An 18,631-nucleotide genomic window follows, 5' to 3' on the forward strand; every position below is an offset into this window, starting at 1 on the left:
GGACGGGCTGCCGGGGGTGACCCCGTGAAGCTCGTCGGCAGCACCCTGGAGGAGGGCATCCGCGCCCGCCTGCTCCAGGGACAGCGGAGCCTCATGGTGGAGGGCCGGCATCCGGAGCTGTTGTCGGAGCTGGTTCGCCATTTCGGACGGATCGAGAGCGCCTTCTTTCTGGGTCATGTCCCCGGCCAGGGCGAGGATTCCTACACGCTCCTGGTTAATGGCGACCAGGTCGCGAGCTGCGAGATCCCCCGCGTCCCAGGCGGGTGCTACTCGCCGGTCGAAGTCGTTTCCGTGCATCACTATGCCCGCGGCCTGAGAGGCAAGAACAGAAACCTGACGCTCCTGATCGCGCGGGCTCTGGCGGATGAGATCAGCAAGTCAAGGGCGCCGGGCCCCGACCGCCCGGTCCCCAGCGGAGGCAGGACATGACACGGGACGCGGCGATCGCCGGGGCGGCGCGCTATTTCGACGAGGGCGGCTTCAAGGCCGATCTCGACCGCCGCATCGGCATCCGCACCGAAAGCCAGGCGGCCGACCGCGCGCCGCTGCTCGACTATCTGCAGCGCGAGATTGGGCCCAGCCTGGCCCGGCTCGGCTTCGATCTGCATCTCGTGCCGAACCCGGCCGCGCCCGATGCCCCGGCGCTGATCGCCCGGCGGCAGGAGGGCGACGGCCTGCCCGGCGTGCTGTGCTACGGCCATGGCGACGTGGTGCTGGGCGCGCCCGAGCGCTGGCGGGCCGGGCTCGACCCCTGGCGGATCACGGTCGAGGGCGACCGCTGGTACGGCCGCGGCACCGCCGACAACAAGGGCCAGCATTCGATCAACATCGCCGCCATCGAGCAGGTGCTGCAGGCCCGCGGCGGCCGGCTGGGCTTCAACATGGCCTTCCTGGTCGAGACCAGCGAGGAGATCGGCTCGCCCGGCCTGGACGCGATCTGCGCCGCGAACCGCGACCTGCTGGCCGCCGACGTGCTGATCGCGTCCGACGGGCCGCGGCTCGACGTCGCCCGGCCGATGATCGCGCTCGGCACCCGCGGGGTGATCAATTTCGACCTGCGCCTGACCCTGCGCGAGGGCAGCCACCATTCCGGCAACTGGGGCGGCCTGCTGCCCAACCCCGCCACCATCCTGGCCAATGCCGTCGCAGCGCTGGTCGATTCCCGCGGCGCCATCCGCGTGCCCGGGCTGCGGCCGCCGCCGGTCCCGGACTCGGTGCGCCGCGCCCTGGCCGATGTCGCCATCGCCCGCGATGCCGAAGGCGCGCCGCTGGCCGAGGGCTGGGGCGAGCCGGGGCTGAGCCCGGCCGAGCGGGTGTTCGGCTGGAACACGCTGGAGGTGCTGGCCTTCACCGCCGGCACGCCGGACGCGCCGCAGAATGCGATCCCGCCCACCGCGCGGGTGCATTGCCAGCTGCGCTTCGTCGTCGGCACCGATGTCTCGGACCTGCCCGGCACGGTCAGCGCCCATCTCGAGACGCAGGGTTTCCGCGGCATCGAGGTCAGCGGATCCGGCACGCCGATGCTGGCGACGCGGCTCGACCCCGACGACCCCTGGGCGCGCTGGGCCGCCGCCTCGATCGCCGCCACCACCGGCGCGGCGCCGATGGTGCTGCCGAATGTCGGCGGGTCGCTGCCGAACGAGGTCTTCGCCGGCACGCTGGGCCTGGCCACGGTCTGGGTGCCGCACTCCTATGGCGGCTGCCGCCAGCACGGGCCGGACGAACACCTGCTGGCCCCGCTCGCCCGCGAGGGGCTGCAGATGATGACCGGACTGTTCTGGGACCTGGGCGAGGCGGGCAGGCCGAAGGGCTGAACCCAACATCTTTTGCCTCGGCGTCAATGTTGGGTTTGCGGCCGCGAACCCAACCACAGAGCTTGCTCTTGAACTCAAAATTTACGATGAGTCTTTCTCAATCAAGCCTTCGCCAGGTGCTCTCGTCGATAAGGGCACACAGCTGCTCGCCAAGAAAATAATTATGCGTTTGATTGAACAGTAAGGCGGCTTCGACCTCAGAATCGCAGTCATCCTGATAAAGGAGAACGCGATCGCCTTCCTTCAGGCCGAGTTGGGTCGCTTGCTCTTCGAGTGGCTTGCCGTCGTACCAAAGGATCCAGCATCGACCATCCTCGGTGCTGTCCTGGAAATCGCAATAAACTCGCAACACGTTCGCCTCCGGGCTTCGCCGATGCCAGCATACTGAACCCGTAGGTTGGGTTCGCGACCGCGAACCCAACCTACTCGGCCTTCGGCCTCCGCGGCAGCAGGAGCCGGTCGACCGCCTGGGCGAAGCCGTCGGCATCGTTGCCGGCGGTGGTGAAATGGGCCAGCGCCTTGACCTCGTCGATGGCGTTGCCCATGGCGATCGACAGCCCCGCGGCCTTGAACATCGGCACGTCGTTGGCGGCGTCGCCGATCACCGCCACTTCCGCGGGGTCCACCCCCGCCGCCGCGGCGATGCGGCCGACCGCATGGCCCTTGTCGGCTTCGGGGTGGTTGATGTCGAGGTAGTAGCGCTGCGACCGGGCGGCGATGGCGCTGCCGCCGAGCAGGCCTCGCAGCTCCGCCTCGCAGCGCGCCAGCAGGTCGAAATCCCGCGACGAGCCGACGATCTTGCCGGCCCGCCCCAGATACGGCCCGAAATCGCCGACGATGGTCGGCTCGAACCCCACCGTGTGCCGTTCCAGCGGCACATAGGGCCCGTCCGGGTCCATCGTCAGCCACTGGTTGTCGGCGAACACCCAGACATCGGCGCCGAAGCGGCGCAGCGTCTCCAGCGTGGTCCGCGCCGCCGGCTCCGGCACCGTCAGCGCCGACACCACGCTCTGGTCGGGCCGGAAGATGGTGCCGCCGTTGAAGCCGCCGAGCGGCAGGGCCAGGCCGAGCTGCCCGATCAGCCCCGACAGGCCGCGCGGCGGCCGGCTGGAGACGATCGAGAAGCCGATCCCGGCCTCGCCCAGCCGGCGCACCGCCGCGACCGTGGCCGGAGTCACCGCCTTGTCCGGGTCGACCAGCGTGCCGTCGACATCGGAGATCAGCAGGGCGATGCGCCCGGCCGGGGCGGGCGCGCCGCCCGGCGTCAGCTCAGCGGCAGCCATCGGTACCCGTCCCGCGCCAGCAGTTCGTCGGCTTCGACCGGGCCGTCGCTGCCGGCCGGGTACAGGGCCGGGTCCTCCGGATGCGCCGCCCAGCGTTCCTGGATCGGCTGCACCTCGCCCCAGCCGGCCTCGATGTTGTCGGCGCGCTGGAACAGGGTCGGGTCGCCGATCAGGCAGTCATAGATCAGCGTCTCGTAGCCGGTCTGCGGCTCCGCCTTGAAGTGCTCGGCGTAGCGGAAATCCATCTCGACCTCGCCCAGCCGCATCTCCCGGCCCGGCACCTTGGCGGCGAAGCGCAGCGAGATGCCCTCGTCCGGCTGGATGCGGATCACCAGCAGGTTGGGCGTCGGCGTGCCGGCCGTGTCGCGGAACAGCACCGCCGGCGCCCGCTTGAACTGGATCGCGATCTCGGTGCGCCGCACCGCCAGCGACTTGCCGGTGCGCAGATAGAAGGGCACGCCGGACCAGCGCCAGTTGTCGATCGACGCCTTCAGCGCGAGATAGGTCTCGGTGCGGCTGTTCGGCGCCACGTCCGGCTCCTGCCGATAGGCGGCGCGGGGCTTGCCCAGCACCGTCCCCGCACCGTACTGGCCGCGCACCACCGCCCGCGGCACCTCGTCCGGCGACAGGTCGCGCAGCGCCTCGATCACCTTGGTCTTCTCGGTGCGCACCGCGTCGGCGGCGAAGGAGTTCGGGGCCTCCATCGCTGTCATGGCCAGGAGTTGGAACAGGTGGTTCGGCACCATGTCGCGCAGCGCCCCGGTGCCGTCGTAGAAGCGGCCGCGCCGCTCCACCCCCACCGTCTCGGCCGCGGTGATCTGGACATGCTCGATATGGTCGCGGTCCCAGATCGGCTCGAAGATGCCGTTGCCGAACCGGAAGGCCATGATGTTCTGGACCGTCTCCTTCCCGAGATAATGGTCGATCCGGTAGATCTGCTTCTCGGCGGCGGCGGCCAGCAGCCTGGCGTTGAGCTCGCGGGCCGAGGCCAGGTCGGTGCCGAAGGGCTTCTCCACCACCAGCCGGCGGAAGCCGCCGTCGTTTTCGACCAGGAGCGCGGCGGTGGCCAGCGATGCCGCGATCGGCGCGAAGAAGCGCGGTGCCACCGCCAGGTAGAACACGGCGTTGGCGTGGCCGGTGGCCTCGGCCCGCCGCGCCAGGTGCTCGGCCAGGCGGGCATAGGTGCCGGGGTCGGCGAAGTCGCCGGTCAGGTAGCGGACGCCGGCGGCCAGGCGCTCCCAGGCAGCCTCGTCGATGCCGCGCTCGGCATCGGCACCCAACGTGTGCAGGGCCTCGCCCAGGGCCTTGCGGAACCCGGCGTCGTCGTTCTCGACCCGGTCGACGCCGAGGATCTCGAAGCCGGGGTCCAGCAGCCCCTCGCGCATCAGGTGGTAGAGGGCGGGGGTCAGCAAGCGGCCGGTCAGGTCGCCCGAGGCGCCGAAGATGACGAAGGTGCAGGGCGGCGCGGCCGGGGTGCCGGCCGGCTTCGCCGGGGAAGGCGAGATCATCGCGGCCATGGCTCAGCCGCCCGCCGGCCGCTCGACATGGCCGCCGAACTTGTTGCGCATGGCCGACAGCAGCTTCTCGCCGAAGGTGTGCTCCTGGCGCGAGCGGAAGCGGACATACAGCGCGGTCGACAGCACGTCGGCCGGCACCGCCTCCTCCAGCGCCGCCATGATGGTCCAGCGGCCCTCGCCGGAATCGGCGACCGAGCCGGTGTAGTTCGACAGGCTCTCGTTCTCGGCCAGCGCCATGGCGCTGAGGTCGAGCAGCCAGGAGGAGACGACGCTGCCGCGGCGCCACACCTCGGCGATGTCGGCCAGGTCCAGCGTATAGCGCTCGGCCTCCGGCAGCTCGGACGAGTCCTTGTTCTTCAGGATGTCGAAGCCCTCGGCATAGGCCTGCATCAGCCCGTATTCGATGCCGTTGTGCACCATCTTGACGAAGTGCCCGGCGCCGGCCGGCCCGGCATGGATGTAGCCGTTCTCGGCCCGCGGGTCGCGGCCGTCGCGGCCCGGCGTGCGCTCGACCGTGCCCACGCCCGGCGCCAGCACTGAGAAGATTGGATCCAGGTGGTCGACCGCGGCCTTGGTGCCGCCGATCATCATGCAGTAGCCGCGCTCCAGCCCCCAGACGCCGCCGGAGGTGCCGACGTCGACATAGTGCAGGTCCTTCGGCTCCAGCGTCGCGGCGCGGCGGATGTCGTCCTTGTAGAAGCTGTTGCCGCCGTCGATGATGATGTCGCCGGGGCCCAGCAGGCCGGCCAGCGCCATCACCGTGTCCTCGGTCGGCGCCCCGGCGGGCAGCATCACCCAGACCGCGCGCGGCGCCGTCAGCCCGGCCACCAGCCCCTGCAGATCCGCCGCCGGCTTCGCCCCGTCTTCGGCCAGCGCCTTGATCGCCTCGGCGCTGCGGTCGTAGACGACGCATTGATGGCCGGCACGCATCAGCCGGCGCGCGATGTTGCCGCCCATGCGGCCGAGTCCGATCACCCCGAGCTGCATTCCGTCGATCCTCTCGTTTCCTTCGGCTGCGCTGATGGTAGCGTACCAACGCTTGATGACGCCGATGGTGCGCCCGTGCCGCGTCGGTTTCGAGTCTGAATGACGGGGGATGCGGCGATCGGGCGCCGAGGGAGGAGAGTCGCATTGGATCGAGTCGATCAGCCACCGGGTGCGCCCGGCGGGCCGGCGCGGTGGACCTCCAGCGCCAAATCGGGGGTCGGCACCGCCCTGTCCGGCACCAGCCGGGTATGGTTCACCCTCAGCCACGGCATCCTGAACGAGATCTACTTCCCACGAATCGACACCGCCTGCGTCCGCGACCTCGGCCTGATCGTCACCGGCCCCGATGGCTACTTCGCCGAGGAGAAGCGCGACGCGCGGTCGGAGACCCGGATGATCGAGGCCGGCGTGCCGGCCTTCCAGATGGTCAACACCGCGCTGGACGGCCGCTGGCGGATCGAGAAGACGGTGCTGGCCCATCCGCGCGGCCCGGTGCTGCTGCAGGAGGTTGTGTTCACCCTGCATGAGGGCGAGCCCGCCGACCACCGGCTGTTCGCGCTCCTGGCGCCGCATCTGGTCAATGCCGGTGCCGACAACACCGGCTGGGTCGACGACTACAAGGGCACGCCGATGCTGTTCGCCCGCGGCACCGACGGGGTGTCGCTGGCGCTGGCGGCCTCGGTGCCCTGGCGCGCCCGCTCGGTCGGCTATGTCGGCGCCTCGGACGGCTGGCAGCAGCTGTCGCAGCGGGGCGAGCTGAACCCGGCCTGGCGCCGGGCCGAGGCCGGCAATATCGCTTTGGCCGGGGAGATCGACCTGACGGAGGCGCCCGGCGGCCGCTTCCTGCTGGCGCTTGGCTTCGGCGAGCGGCCGGAGGAGGCGGCGCACCACGCTCTGGCCGGCCTCCAGACCGGCTTCGCCGATGCGCACGACCTCTATGTCGAGGGCTGGCGGCGCTGGCAGTCCGGGCTGCTGCCGCTCGACGGCACCGCCGGCTCCGAACCCACCGCCTATCGCACCAGCACCGCGGTGCTGGCCAGCCACCAGACCATCGAGTTCCCCGGCGCCGCCATCGCCTCGCTGTCGATCCCCTGGGGCTTCCACAAGGGCGACGAGGATCTCGGCGGCTACCACCTGGTCTGGCCACGCGACCTGGTCGAGACCGCGGGCGGCTTCCTCGCCGCCGGCGCGGTCGCCGAGGCCAAGGCGATCCTCGGCTATTTGCAGGCGATCCAGGAGGCGGACGGCCACTGGTCGCAGAATGTCTGGCTCGACGGCACCCCCTATTGGAACGGGGTGCAGATGGATGAATGCGCCTTCCCGATCCTGCTGGCCGACATGCTGCGGCGGGAGGGCGACCTGGCCGGGGACGAGCTGGCCCGCTTCGTGCCGATGGTGCGGCGCGCCGCCGGCTTCATCCTGCGCAACGGCCCGGTCACCGGCCAGGACCGGTGGGAGGAGGATGCCGGCTACTCGCCCTTCACCCTGGCGGTGGAGATCGCTGCGCTGCTGGCTGCGGCCGACATCCTCGACCTCTCCGGCCAGGCGGAGGAGGCGCGCTGGCTGCGCGAGACCGCCGATGTGTGGAACGACGAGGTCGAGCGCTGGACCTTCGCCGAGGGCACCGCGATCTGCAGCCGGCTCGGACTGAAGGGCTACTATGTCCGCATCGCCCCGGCCGATGCGGCGGACGCGGCCTCGCCGCTCGACGGCTACGTGCCGGTGAAGAACCGGCCGCCGGGCGACGACGCGCGCAAGGCCGCCCTCTTGATCAGCCCCGACGCGCTGGCCCTGGTGCGCTTCGGCCTGCGCGCGCCGGACGATCCGCGCATCGTCGACACGGTCAAGGCGATCGACGCGGTGCTGAAGGCGGAGCTGCCGCAGGGTCCGGTCTGGTACCGCTACAACGACGACGGCTATGGCGAGCATGCGGACGGCGCGCCGTTCGACGGCACCGGCATCGGCCGGGCCTGGCCGCTGCTGACCGGCGAGCGGGCGCATTACGAGCTGGCGGCCGGGCGCGTCGACGCGGCCAAGGCGCTGCTGGCGACGCTGGAGCGCTCGGCCGGGGAGGGCGGACTGCTACCGGAGCAGGTGTGGGACGCCGACGACGTGCCGGAGCGCGAGCTGTTCCGCGGTCGCCCCTCGGGCAGCGCCATGCCGCTGGTCTGGGCGCATTCCGAGCACATCAAGCTGCTGCGCTCGCTGCGCGACGGCCGGGTGTTCGACCTGCCGCCGCAGCCGGTGCAGCGCTACCAGCTCGACAAGGTGGTCTCCCCGGTCCGCTGCTGGCGCTTCAACCAGAAGCGGCGGGCCCTGCCGGCTGGCAAGGCCCTGCGCCTCGAGCTGCCGGCGGCCGCGACCGTCCATTGGACCCTGGACGACTGGGGCACGATCCGCGACGACGCCACGGCCGAAACGCCCTTCGGCCTGCATGTCCTCGACCTGCCGACCGCATCGGCGCCGCCCGGCACGCGGATCCGCTTTACCTTCCAATGGCGCGACGCCGAGCGGTGGGAGGGGACCGATTTTCTGGTGCTGGTCGATGGCGAGACCGGCGTCGCGGCCGGCCACGCGGCCGCCGGCGCGAGCAGTAAAGGTTGACGCTTCGTGAAATAAGCCCTCATGCTGCGAAAAAGTATTGTGACAATCGAATGAAGGTTACACGGACTTCTTACTTGACCTCTCCCGCTCGCGGCGGCGGGAACGCGAAGGAACGCTGTCGTCGCTCATACGGTTTCAGGACCGACGGAGGAGGAACGCGTGAAGCCTGGCATCCTGGCGATCGATGTGGGGGGCACGGGGCTCAAGGCCGCCGTGATCGACGATCGCGGACAGATGCTGTCGGACCGGCAGCGTGTGCCGACGCCGCATCCCTGCCCGCCGAAGCTGTTCCTCGACACCGTCGCGGCGCTGGTGAAGCCGCTGCCGGAATTCGACCGCATCTCCGTCGGCTTTCCCGGCGTGGTCCGCGACGGGCGGGTGATCACCGCCTTCAATCTCGGCACCGAGGACTGGGTCGGCTTCGCCCTGGCCTCCGCCCTGTCGAAGCGGCTGGGCGGCGCCCCGGTGCGGATCATCAACGACGCCGAGATGCAGGGGCTGGCCCTGGTCGAGGGAAGCGGGCTGGAGCTGGTGGTCACCCTCGGCACCGGCATCGGCACCGCGCTGTTCCGCGACGGCGCGCTGGCGCCGCATCTGGAGCTGGCGCACCACCCGCTGGCCAAGGGCGGCAAGACCTATGACGAATATCTCGGCAACGTCGCCTACGAGAAGATCGGCAAGAAGCGCTGGAACAAGCGCGTGAAGCGGATGCTGGAGGTGCTGGAGATCCTGCTGCATCCGGACCGGGTGCAGATCAGCGGCGGCAACGCCAAGCACATCGATTTCGAGCTGCCGAAGGGCGTGGCCATCGCCTCGAACGACGCCGGGATTGAAGGCGGCGCCGGGCTGTGGCGCGCGCCGGCGGCCAGGGCCCCGGTCGCGAGAAGCGCCGCGGCGAAGGTCGCGAGTGCCCCTGTGAAGAGTGCTCCCATCAAGGCTGCAGCGGAGAATGCCTCAATGAAGACCCCGACCATCAAGGCCGCCACCAAGAGCGCTTCTGCGAGGAGCGCTCCGGCCAAGGCCGCAGCGAAGATCGCTCCGGTGAAGAGCGCTCCGGTGAAGGCTGCCGCCAAGAGCGCGCCCGCGAAGGCCGCTCCGGCGAAGGCCGCCGCCAAGAGCGCTCCCGCGAAGAAGGCTCCGGCGAAGGCCGCTGCCAAGAGCGCTCCCGCGAAGAAGGCTCCGGCGAAGGCTGCTGCCAAGAGCGCGCCTGCGAAGGCCGCTCCGGCGAAGGCCGCCGCCAAGAGCGCTCCCGCGAAGAAGGCTCCGGCCAAGGCTGCCGTCAAGAGCGCTCCTGCGAAGAGCGCCAAGGCTCCAGCCAAGACGGCTCCTGCCAAGAAGCCCTCCGCCAAGGCCTGAGGCCCGGGCCCGCCGGCGTCACCGAGACCCGGCGGCCTCAGCCGCGCCCGGGAGCATGGCGCGCGATGATCTGGTCGGCGACCGCGTTGAGGTCGAGCCCGACGTAGTCAGGCTGGGCCGCCGTCTCCAGGACATCGTTGCCGGCGCGCTTGATCAGCCCGGCCTCCCAGCCGGCCGCCTGGGCGCCGATGGTGTCCCAGGTATGACAGGCCATCAGGCACATCTCGGCAGGCTGCGCGCTCAGCGCCTTGGTGACCTCGGCATAGGCCTCCGGCGCCGGCTTGTGGCGCTTGGCCGTGTCGTCGACGCTGAAGCGGCGGTCGACCAGGTCGATCAGCCCGCCATGGGTCAGCTGGCGGCCGGAGATGGCGGCGGTGTTGTCGGTCAGCGTGAACAGGCGGAAGCCCGCAGCCTTCAGCCGCCGCAGCGCCCCCGGCACGTCGGGGTAGGGCGGCATGGTGGCGAACCGGTCGGTCAGCTCGGCCCGGTCGGCGGCGGTGACCGTGACGCCCCGGGGCGCGGCGATCTTGTCCAGCACCGCGCCGCCGATATCGGTGAAGGGGACATACACGTCGGCGATGGTCAGGGCCTGGGAGTAGGTGATCAGCTCCTGGAACCACAGGCGCATCACGCCCGGCGCGCCGAACAGGCGCTGGAAGACCGGCGTGACGGTGGTGAGGTCCAGGATCGACTCGTTGCAGTCGAACACGATGTTGCGGACGGTCGGCATGGCGGAACTCCCGGGCTCAGGCGTGCTTCAGCGCGACGAGCTGCGCGGCGATGGCGGTCAGGGTCGGCGCGACGATCTGGGGCTGCGGCAGGCCCGGCACGGTGAAGGGCGCGACGCCGCTCCGCGCGATCAGGGCGGCCGAGCAGCCCGCCGCCCGGGCGCCGATCAGGTCCCAGGGGTGTACGGCGATCATGCAGAGATCGGACAGCTCCACGCCCGTCGCCTGGGCGACCATCTGGTAGGTCTCGCGGGCTGGCTTGTACCGGCGCACCGTCTCGGCGGTGAGCTGCTGCTCGAACAGCTCCGCCAGCCCCGCCGCCTGCAGCGGGCCGCGGCTGGGGATGGCCGGCGAGTCGGTCAGCGTGACCAGGCGATAGCCCGCTGCCTTCAGCACGCGCAGGCTGTCGGGGACGTCCGGGTGGGGCGGCAGGGCGCCCAGGCCGCGGCCGAGCTCCGCGACATCGGCGTCGGTGACCGGGACGCCGTGGATGCGGCCCAGCATGCGCAGCACCCCGGCGCCGAGCGGGCCGAACGGCGTGAAGGTATCGGTCAGGGTGGCGGTCTCCGAATACAGGATGGTCTGGCCGAACCACTCATCCACCACGGCACCGTCGCCGAACAGCCGCTGGAACAAGGGCCGCAGCGCCTGGAGGTCGAGCAGGCTTTCGGCGACGTCGAAGACCAGCACGCCCGGCGCGCGGTCGAGGGCCTGGGCCCTCGGGGTTCCCTGGGCCCGGACCACGCCGGGCTTGAGGACAGACGCGAGGGTCGCGGCCGCGATCCCCGCCAGGACGGGGCGACGGCCGACAGAGGTGAACACGCTCACGAAGGGAACTCCTTGCTAGAAACCGGCCGCTAGACCGACTTGACCTCGCCGCCATCCATGCGCAGCGCCGACCCGGTCATCCACCGGGCGCCCGGCGACACCAGGAAGGCCATCAGCTCGGCGATCTCCTCAGGCTCGCCGTAGCGGGCGATGCCGGCCTCCTTCGGGAAGGCCGCCGTGGCCTCCTCCACCGACAGGCCGTGCAGCGGCGCCCAGTGGTGCAGGTAGGATTGGCGGCGGCCGGTCATCACCGGGCCGGGCAGGACGCTGTTGACCTGCACCCCGTCGGCGATGCCGCGGTCGGAGAAGGCCTTGGCCAGGGCGACGATGGCGGCGTTGATGGTGCCCACCGCGGCATAGGGCGCCTTCGGGAACAGCGCCGAGTTGCCGGACATCAGCACCACCGATCCGCGGGAATCCTTCAGCGCCGGCCAGGCGGCGACGGTCAGCCGGCGGGCGCCGTGCAGCTTCAGCGCCAGCCCGGCATCCCACTGCGCGTCGGTCATGTCGAACAGGTCGATCTGCGGCACCGCGCCGGCGATGTTCAACAGCGCGTCGATCCGGCCGAAGGCCTGCAGCGTTGCGTCGGCCACCGCCTGTGCCGCCGGGGGCTCGGAAAGATCGAGGTCCAGTACCAGGGGCTCGGCGCCGGCGGCCTTCACCGCCGCCGCCGTGTCCTCCAGCTTGTCGCGGCTGCGGGCGACCAGCGCGACCTGGTCGAAATCCTGCGCCAGGCGGATGGCGGTGGCGCTGCCGACGCCCTGGCTGGCGCCGGTGACGATGGCGACGGACATGGTGTCTGCTTCCTGGTGCTGGGTCACGGGGCCAGGAAGACGCGGATGGCGTCCGCGATCTCGCGGGCATGCGTCTCCAGGGCGAAGTGGCCGGTGTCGAAGAAGCGGATCTCGGCCTCCGGCAGGTCGCGCCTGAACGCCTCGGCGCCCGGCGGCAGGAAGAACGGGTCGTTCTGGCCCCAGACCGCCAGGAAGAGCGGCCGGTGGGTGCGGAAATACGCCTGGAACTCCGGGTACAGCGCGACGTTGCTGGCGTAGTCGAGGAACAGGTCGAGCTGGACGTCGTCGGCGCCCGGCCGGGCCATGTAGTGGCTGTCCAGCGTGTATCCGTCGGGCGAGACCAAGCTCTCGTCGGCCACGCCGTGCACATACTGCCAGCGCGTGGTCTCGGGCGTCAGGATGGCGCGCAGGGCCTCGCGGTTGGCCGCGGACGGGTCCTGCCAATAGGCCTGGATCGGGTTCCAGCCGTCGCTCAGCCCTTCGACATAGGCGTTGCCGTTCTGCGAGATGATGGCGGCGATCCGCTCCGGGTGCCGCAGCGCCAGCCGGAAGCCGGTCGGGGCGCCGTAGTCGAAGACATACACGGCATAGCGGTTGAGGCCGATGACCTCGGTGAACCGGTCGATCACCTGGGCGATGCCGTCGAAGCTGTACCGGAAGGCGGCGCGGTCCGGCATGTCGGACTGGCCGAAGCCCGGCAGGTCCGGGGCCACGACATGGAAGCGGTCGGCCAGCAGCGGGATCAGGTCCCGGAACATGTGGCCGGAGCTCGGGAAGCCGTGCAGCAGCAGCTTCGGGGCGCGGGGCGAGCCGGCCTCGCGGTAGAAGATCTTGAAGCCGTCGACATCGGCCTGGCGGTAGCGGATCTGAGTCATGACGGTTCTCCGTGGGCGAATGGGCTGGGCGACCCGGCGCTTCATAACCGGGTAAAAATTTGATGATCAGTTACGAATGCAGGATCAGGAGAGGGCGCGGACGGCCTCGAGGAGGACGCCGACCACCACCTCCGGCGCCGACACCATCGGCGTGTGGTCGACCGGGGCGGTGCACAAGGTCGCCGCCATCCGCGTTGCCATGAAGCGCTGGGTCTCGGCCGCGATCATCCGGTCCTCCTCGGCCAGCAGGAACCAGCTGGGCCGGTCCCGCCACATCGGCCGGCCGACCGGGGTGGTGATGCAGGGCAGGTGGATCGGCCGCTGGACCGCGGCCAGCACCGCAGCGGATTCCGCCGGCGCGTGCTGGGCGAAGGCGGCCGGGAAAGCCGCGTCCGGCAGCCAGATGGCGCCGTGCCGGTCGGGGGCCAGAAGCGGCGCCTTAGGGTGCGGGGCCGCGCGCAGGAACACGTCCAGCACGGTCTCGCCCTCATCCGGGGCCAGCGCGGCGACGAACACCAGGGACCGGACCTGCTCGGAGCGGGCGGAGGCGATGACCGCGCCGGCATAGGCATGGCCGGCCAGCACGACCGGGCCGTCGATCCGCTCCAGCACGCGGTCGAGGGCGGCGACGTCGTCCGCCAGCGAGGTCAGGGGCAGCGGCGCGGCCCGCACGGCCAGGCCCCGCCGCTGCAGCGGCGGGATCACCGGCCCCCAGGACGACCCGTCCGCCCAGGCGCCATGGACCGCGACGATGGTCACCGGTCCCTCGGAACTCCCTCCGGCCATGATCATAACCTCTTTAATTGATTTAAAGAGGTTATGAGTCAAATGGTCATAACTTGTCAATGCGGATTTGAGAGGTTACTTATCGGTAAGGTGATCCCATTCGAGGCCGACCGAAGTGAGCCACCAGCTGCCCCCCGCGATGTTCCTCGCCGACGCGCTCGGCCTGGACTTCCTCAACTCGATCGCGACGCCGGTCGACACCCCGGTCGACTGGCTGCCGGACGGTGACGGTCTGCTGTCCTGGCTGGCGCAGGCCGGGATGGTCCCGGAGACCGTCCTGGCGGAGATGCGGGAGCGGGCGATGCCGGGCGAGCTCGACAGCGTGGCGGCGCAGGCGCGCGGCCTGCGGGACTGGTTCCGGGGCTTCGTCCAGAGCCGGAAAGGCCGCCCGCTGACCGCGGATGCGCTGCAGGACCTGCAGCCCCTGAACCGGCTGCTGGAGCGGGACGAGGGCTACTCTCAGATCGTCGTGGGCGGCGGCGGGCTGGCGCTCGGCCCGTTCCGGCGCTGGCGCTCGCCGGACAGCCTGCTGCTGCCGATCGCCGAGGCGATGGCAAGGCTCGTCTGCGAGGAGGACTTCACCCACGTCAAGGCGTGCGAGGGGCCGGTCTGCACGCTGATGTTCGTCGACCACACGCGCGGCCATGCCCGGCGCTGGTGCAGCATGGCGCTGTGCGGCAACCGCGCGAAGCAGGCCGCCCACCGCCACCGTCTGAAGGAGAAAAGGGGGGAGGGGTGACGCTTCCGCCGCCCCTCCCACCCGCGATCAGGCAGCTTCGCGCAGCTGCCGCGCGGCCGCGACCATGTTGACCAGGGCCGGCCGCACCTCGGCCCAGCCGCGGGTCTTCAGGCCGCAATCGGGGTTGATCCAGATCTGCCGGTCGGACAGGCGCTGCCGGGCGAGCCGCAGCAGCGCCGTGATTTCCTCCACCTCCGGCACCCGCGGCGAATGGATGTCGTAGACGCCCGGCCCGATCTCGTTCGGGTACCGGTAGGTCGTGAACGCGTCGAGCAGCTCCATCGTCGAGCGGGAGGTCTCGATCGAGATCACGTCGGCATCCATCGCGGCGATGGCGTCGATGATCTGGTTGAACTCCGAATAGCACATATGGGTGTGGATCTGGGTCTCGTCCCGGACGCCGGAGGCGCACAGGCGGAAGCTCTCCACCGCCCAGTCCAGATAGGCCTTCCAGTCGGACCGGCGCAGCGGCAGGCCCTCGCGCAGCGCCGCCTCGTCGATCTGGATCATCGCGGCGCCGGCCTCCTCCAGGTCCAGCACCTCGTCCCGGATCGCCAGGGCGATCTGCCGGCACGCCTCGCTGCGGGGCAGGTCGTCGCGCACGAAGGACCAGTTCAGGATGGTGACCGGCCCGGTCAGCATGCCCTTGACCGGCTTCTCCGTCACCGACTGGGTATAGCTCCACCACCCGACGGTCATCGAGCGCGGACGCGACACGTCGCCATACAGCACCGGCGGCCGGACGCAGCGCGAGCCGTAGGACTGCACCCAGCCATGCCTGGTGAAGGCGAAGCCGGCCAGCTGCTCGCCGAAATACTGCACCATGTCGTTGCGCTCGAACTCGCCATGCACCAGCACGTCGAGGCCGATCTCCTCCTGCCAGCGGATGGTGCGCGCCGTCTCCTCCTTCAGGAAGGTCTCGTACTGGCCGTCGGTCAACGCGCCCTTGGCATGGGCCGAGCGGGCGCGGCGGACCTCGGCGGTCTGCGGGAAGGAGCCGATCGTGGTGGTCGGGAACAGCGGCAGGCCGAAGCGCCGGTGCTGGGTCTCGGCCCGGGCCGTGAAGACGTTGCCGCGCCGGGCCATCTCAGCCGTCACCGCCGCCATCCGGGCGGCCACCGCGGAATCATGCACCTTCGGCGACGTCTTGCGCGCGGCCGCCGCCTTGGCAGAGGCGTCCAGCACCTCGGCCACCGCATCGCGGCCCTGCGCCAGGGCCCGGCCGAGCGCCGACAGCTCGCCCATCTTCTGCACGGCGAAGGCCAGCCAGCTCCTGACGTCGGCGTCGAGCTCGTTCTCCAGCTCCAGATCGATCGGCACGTGCAGCAGCGAGCAGGACGGGGCGATCTGCACCCGGTCGGCGCCGCGGGCGGCGACGATCGGCTCCAGCCAGCCCAGCAGCGCCGGCAGGTCGGCACGCCAGATGTTGCGGCCGTCGATCACGCCGAGCGACAGCACCAGCTCGCGCGGTGCCTTGTCGAGTGCGGCGGGAAGCTGGCTCGGCGCCCGCACCAGGTCGAGATGCAGCCCGGCCACCGGCAGGGACACGGCCGTCGCCAGGTTCTCGCCGAGGCCGCCGAAATAGGCCGCAACCATGATCTTCAGCTGCGGCGCCGCCTGTGCCAGCGCGGCATAGGCCCGGCGCAGCGCGGCACGGTCGGCGTCGTCGAGGTCCAGCACCAGGCAAGGCTCGTCGATCTGCACCCAGTCGGCCCCCTCGGCGGCCAGGCGCTGCAGCACCTCGGCATAGACCGGCAGCAGCCCGTCCAGCAGCGCCAGCGGGTCCGGCATGGAGCCGTGGCTCTTGCCGAGCTTGAGGAAGGTCACCGGCCCGAGCAGCACGGGGCGCGTCCGGTAGCCCAGCGCCTTGGCCTCGCGGTACTCCTCGACCGGCTTCAGCGAGGACAGGGCGAAGCGCTGCCCCTCGGCGAATTCAGGCACCATGTAGTGGTAGTTGGTATCGAACCACTTGGTCATCTCCTGGGCCGGCACGCCATGGCCATGGTCGTGGCCATGGCCGCAGGCGGCGTCGCCGACATCGGCCTGAGACCCGCGCGCCATGGCGAAATAGGTGGCCAGCGGCACCGGGCCGCCGGCCCAGCCATAGGCGGCGGGAATGGCCCCGACCATGACGCTGATGTCCAGCACCTGGTCGTAGAACGAGAAGTCGTTCGACGGGATCACGGTGACGCCGAGCGCGTGCTGGCGCGCCCAGTTGGCGGCGCGCAGCGCGGCCGCCGTCTCCTGCAACGCCGTCTCGTCGGACTTGCCCGACCAGAAGCTCTCGAGGGCCGACTTCAGCTCGCGGCGCGGACCGATCCGCGGCGTGCCGAGCGTGGCGACAGCCAGGGGGCTGATAGGAACGGAAGAAACAGACATCGGCTTGGACTCCAGATCTGGAGGCAAAGGCCGAGCGACGCGTGCGCGATCCACGGACGACGGGCGCCGGCGGAATCGCGAGCGCACCACCGGGACACCCCGCCCAGGGACGTTATGGTGTCGCGGCAGGTCTCCTGGCTTGCGGGTCGTCGCCTCGGTCCGGCCTTCCCGGGGCCTTGCGGCTCCAGTGACTCGGAATGGACCTCGGCTCGCCGCTCACAGTTGCGGGGGCAGCTCCGGCATCGCCTCGCGGCCCACCGGATTCCCTCTTAGCTCCGGCGCCCAAGGGGCCCGGAGAACCACGACCGGCCGACTCTGGCGATACGGGGGCGGGGCGTCAAGAGATACATAAAAACATCTTTATGTTTCTATGCTCGAATTGGCCTGCAGCTGGACCGTCGGTGCACGATAGGCGGTCCGCATTCGATCCTGAGCGGACGATCGCTGGTCCAACTGGCCTCCAAGAGGGGTGGCATATGCCACGTTGAGCCTTACCCACAAACACAACTGAACTCCGCACATCGCCGGCTTCGGCTTCCTCTTGCGGAGTCATCAGACAGACTAAAGCTCGACTAACCGTTTACGATTTTCGGTACTTGTCCCAAAAAAACATAAAAACAAAAATCAATAATACGAGAATTATAGCGAATTTCCCAAACAAGAATGCCAAATTCTGTGCTTCGAAGTCACCCTCGTGTCTATTTACGAAGCCTGTTACGCAAATCGGAATAATGAACATAAATATTGGTATTATGTAATACCACCTCCATTTCCTCTTTCCCTGATCGTCAGCAGAATTTTTGCTGTCCATCACAAGTTCCGCCATGATATCTCGGGGGGAATATTTGGCCTGCTTAGCCTAGGCTCCGCCAAACGCGCCTAATCGAGTCACGAGATGCTTTTATTCTGCCATGTTATCGAATGGCGGCAAAGGGGGAATCCGCCTTCGTCTACTTGGGAGACAGCGCCGCATGACCCCTATTCACGCTTGCGGCCGAGAGTTGTGGTGGCGCCGCTCCCCTCCTTTAGTCCGCTTTCCGCCCTTCGCGGACCTGTGCAGGCGCGTTGGAAAGTCCCCAGCGCAAGGACCTGACGATCCAGATGCGGCGGCCCCGCTCTGCCGATGGCACGCAGCGCTCGGTGAGCCGGTCTGGGCACCCTTCGAAAGCGTCGGATTTCCTGGCGCTCCGGCAGTGAACACAATGTTCATTGCGCTCATCCGTGACTATGGTTCATGATATGTTCTATGGATGAGGCGCAATCCGAACCGATCCGGCCGACCGATCCCGACATGAACTGGACGGGCTGGGCGCTGCACACGCTGCGCCAGGCGGTCGAGATCGACATGCGCTGCAAGCGGCTGACCGAGCGGCAGCAGGAGAGGGCCCATCTGGACCCGAAGGCGCCGCCCGATTTCGGCCTGATCCAGGCGCGCCTCACGCGCTCGGTGCGGCTGTCGATCGCCCTGACCGAGCGGATCCGCACCGGCTTCATGACGCGGCGGGACGAGCGGAAGGCCTCGGGCGAGGAGCAGCGCCGCCGGCAGCGGCGGGAGCGCGCGGCCGGGATGGTGGCCGAGGCGGCGGCGAAGCCCGAGGAGGGCCTGGACGCCGAGTGCATGCGGTCGATGGCGTGGGAGAAGCTGGTCGAGGACGAGATCCTGGACGCGCAGCTGGACACGCTGTCGGCGGCGGAATTCGTGCAGGAGGTCTGCCGCAAGATCGGCTACCCGCCGGACCCGATCCGGCTGCCCCAGAGCTGGGACGACATCTTCGAGGCGAAGGCCCCGGCGAAGCCCGCCGATCGCGAGCCCACGGACGACTGGTTCGTCAAGCCGGACGAGTCCGACACCGGCCGGCCCCGGTCGGAGCCGCCGAATCCGGACAGCAGCTGAAGGCCAGCGTGGCTCGACCGCGTAGGTTGGGTTCGCCTCGCGAACCC

16 protein-coding genes and 1 riboswitch are annotated in these 18,631 nt (G+C 69.9%); of the genes, 6 read left to right on the forward strand and 10 right to left on the reverse strand.

What is annotated here, in order from left to right; genetic code table 11:
* The first annotated feature begins 24 nt into the window (after positions 1-24).
* Positions 25-429 (forward strand): hypothetical protein, encoded by a 405-nt coding sequence (locus ACTOWL_RS25185; protein WP_441324035.1) that lies wholly within the window; start codon positions 25-27, stop codon positions 427-429.
* On the forward strand, positions 426-1,814 hold the full coding sequence (locus tag ACTOWL_RS25190) for a M20 family metallopeptidase (RefSeq protein WP_441324036.1): 1,389 nt from the start codon (positions 426-428) through the stop codon (positions 1,812-1,814). The genes ACTOWL_RS25185 and ACTOWL_RS25190 overlap by 4 nt, the downstream gene beginning before the upstream one ends.
* A 97-nt stretch (positions 1,815-1,911) precedes the next feature.
* On the opposite strand, the gene ACTOWL_RS25195 is transcribed toward ACTOWL_RS25190, so the two are convergent.
* From ACTOWL_RS25195 to gnd, 4 genes are all read right to left on the reverse strand, one after another.
* Positions 1,912-2,166, reverse strand: a complete 255-nt coding sequence (locus ACTOWL_RS25195; RefSeq protein WP_441324037.1) for a hypothetical protein — start codon at positions 2,164-2,166, stop codon at positions 1,912-1,914.
* Positions 2,167-2,236: 70 nt separating this feature from the next.
* Positions 2,237-3,097 (reverse strand): HAD family hydrolase, encoded by an 861-nt coding sequence (locus ACTOWL_RS25200; RefSeq protein ID WP_441324038.1) that lies wholly within the window; start codon positions 3,095-3,097, stop codon positions 2,237-2,239.
* Entirely contained in the window at positions 3,079-4,614 is a 1,536-nt protein-coding gene (gene zwf / locus ACTOWL_RS25205) for a glucose-6-phosphate dehydrogenase (RefSeq protein ID WP_441324039.1), read from the reverse strand. Before zwf ends, ACTOWL_RS25200 begins: the two co-directional genes overlap by 19 nt.
* Before the next feature lie 3 nt (positions 4,615-4,617).
* Complete coding sequence (gene gnd / locus ACTOWL_RS25210; RefSeq protein ID WP_441324051.1) at positions 4,618-5,763, reverse strand: phosphogluconate dehydrogenase (NAD(+)-dependent, decarboxylating); 1,146 nt, start codon at positions 5,761-5,763, stop codon at positions 4,618-4,620.
* Between gnd and ACTOWL_RS25215 the strand changes: the two genes are divergently transcribed.
* Positions 5,746-8,205, forward strand: a complete 2,460-nt coding sequence (locus ACTOWL_RS25215; protein ID WP_441324040.1) for a glucan 1,4-alpha-glucosidase — start codon at positions 5,746-5,748, stop codon at positions 8,203-8,205. The two genes, gnd and ACTOWL_RS25215, sit on opposite strands and share 18 nt — an antisense overlap.
* A gap of 159 nt (positions 8,206-8,364) precedes the next feature.
* A complete protein-coding gene (locus ACTOWL_RS25220) occupies positions 8,365-9,561 on the forward strand; it encodes an ROK family protein (RefSeq protein ID WP_441324041.1) in 1,197 nt (398 codons plus the stop codon).
* A 37-nt stretch (positions 9,562-9,598) separates the two neighbouring features.
* Here ACTOWL_RS25220 and ACTOWL_RS25225 read toward each other — a convergent pair whose 3' ends face one another.
* The 5 genes from ACTOWL_RS25225 to ACTOWL_RS25245 form a co-directional block, all read right to left on the reverse strand.
* Positions 9,599-10,291 (reverse strand): haloacid dehalogenase type II, encoded by a 693-nt coding sequence (locus ACTOWL_RS25225; RefSeq protein ID WP_441324042.1) that lies wholly within the window; start codon positions 10,289-10,291, stop codon positions 9,599-9,601.
* Positions 10,292-10,307: 16 nt separating this feature from the next.
* Positions 10,308-11,117 carry a haloacid dehalogenase type II gene (locus ACTOWL_RS25230; protein ID WP_441324043.1) on the reverse strand — a complete coding sequence of 270 codons (810 nt, stop codon included), beginning with the start codon at positions 11,115-11,117 and terminating at the stop codon, positions 10,308-10,310.
* Positions 11,118-11,146: 29 nt separating this feature from the next.
* A complete protein-coding gene (locus ACTOWL_RS25235; RefSeq protein WP_441324044.1) occupies positions 11,147-11,911 on the reverse strand; it encodes an SDR family oxidoreductase in 765 nt (254 codons plus the stop codon).
* A gap of 23 nt (positions 11,912-11,934) precedes the next feature.
* On the reverse strand, positions 11,935-12,786 hold the full coding sequence (locus ACTOWL_RS25240; protein ID WP_441324045.1) for an alpha/beta fold hydrolase: 852 nt from the start codon (positions 12,784-12,786) through the stop codon (positions 11,935-11,937).
* Positions 12,787-12,870: 84 nt separating this feature from the next.
* Positions 12,871-13,545: an alpha/beta fold hydrolase gene (locus ACTOWL_RS25245; protein ID WP_441324046.1), complete on the reverse strand. Its 675-nt coding sequence runs from the start codon at positions 13,543-13,545 to the stop codon at positions 12,871-12,873.
* A 142-nt stretch (positions 13,546-13,687) separates the two neighbouring features.
* Between ACTOWL_RS25245 and ACTOWL_RS25250 the strand changes: the two genes are divergently transcribed.
* On the forward strand, positions 13,688-14,311 hold the full coding sequence (locus tag ACTOWL_RS25250; RefSeq protein WP_441324047.1) for a CGNR zinc finger domain-containing protein: 624 nt from the start codon (positions 13,688-13,690) through the stop codon (positions 14,309-14,311).
* Positions 14,312-14,338: 27 nt separating this feature from the next.
* Here ACTOWL_RS25250 and metE read toward each other — a convergent pair whose 3' ends face one another.
* Positions 14,339-16,690 (reverse strand): 5-methyltetrahydropteroyltriglutamate--homocysteine S-methyltransferase, encoded by a 2,352-nt coding sequence (gene metE, locus ACTOWL_RS25255; RefSeq protein ID WP_441324048.1) that lies wholly within the window; start codon positions 16,688-16,690, stop codon positions 14,339-14,341.
* A gap of 107 nt (positions 16,691-16,797) precedes the next feature.
* A riboswitch (cobalamin riboswitch) is annotated at positions 16,798-17,009 on the reverse strand.
* A 927-nt stretch (positions 17,010-17,936) separates the two neighbouring features.
* Between metE and ACTOWL_RS25260 the strand changes: the two genes are divergently transcribed.
* Positions 17,937-18,584, forward strand: coding sequence for a hypothetical protein (locus tag ACTOWL_RS25260; RefSeq protein ID WP_441324049.1), 648 nt, complete (start codon positions 17,937-17,939; stop codon positions 18,582-18,584).
* Positions 18,585-18,631: the final 47 nt, after the last annotated feature.

This window comes from Inquilinus sp. CA228 (assembly GCF_052078665.1).
GTDB lineage: Bacteria > Pseudomonadota > Alphaproteobacteria > DSM-16000 > Inquilinaceae > Inquilinus.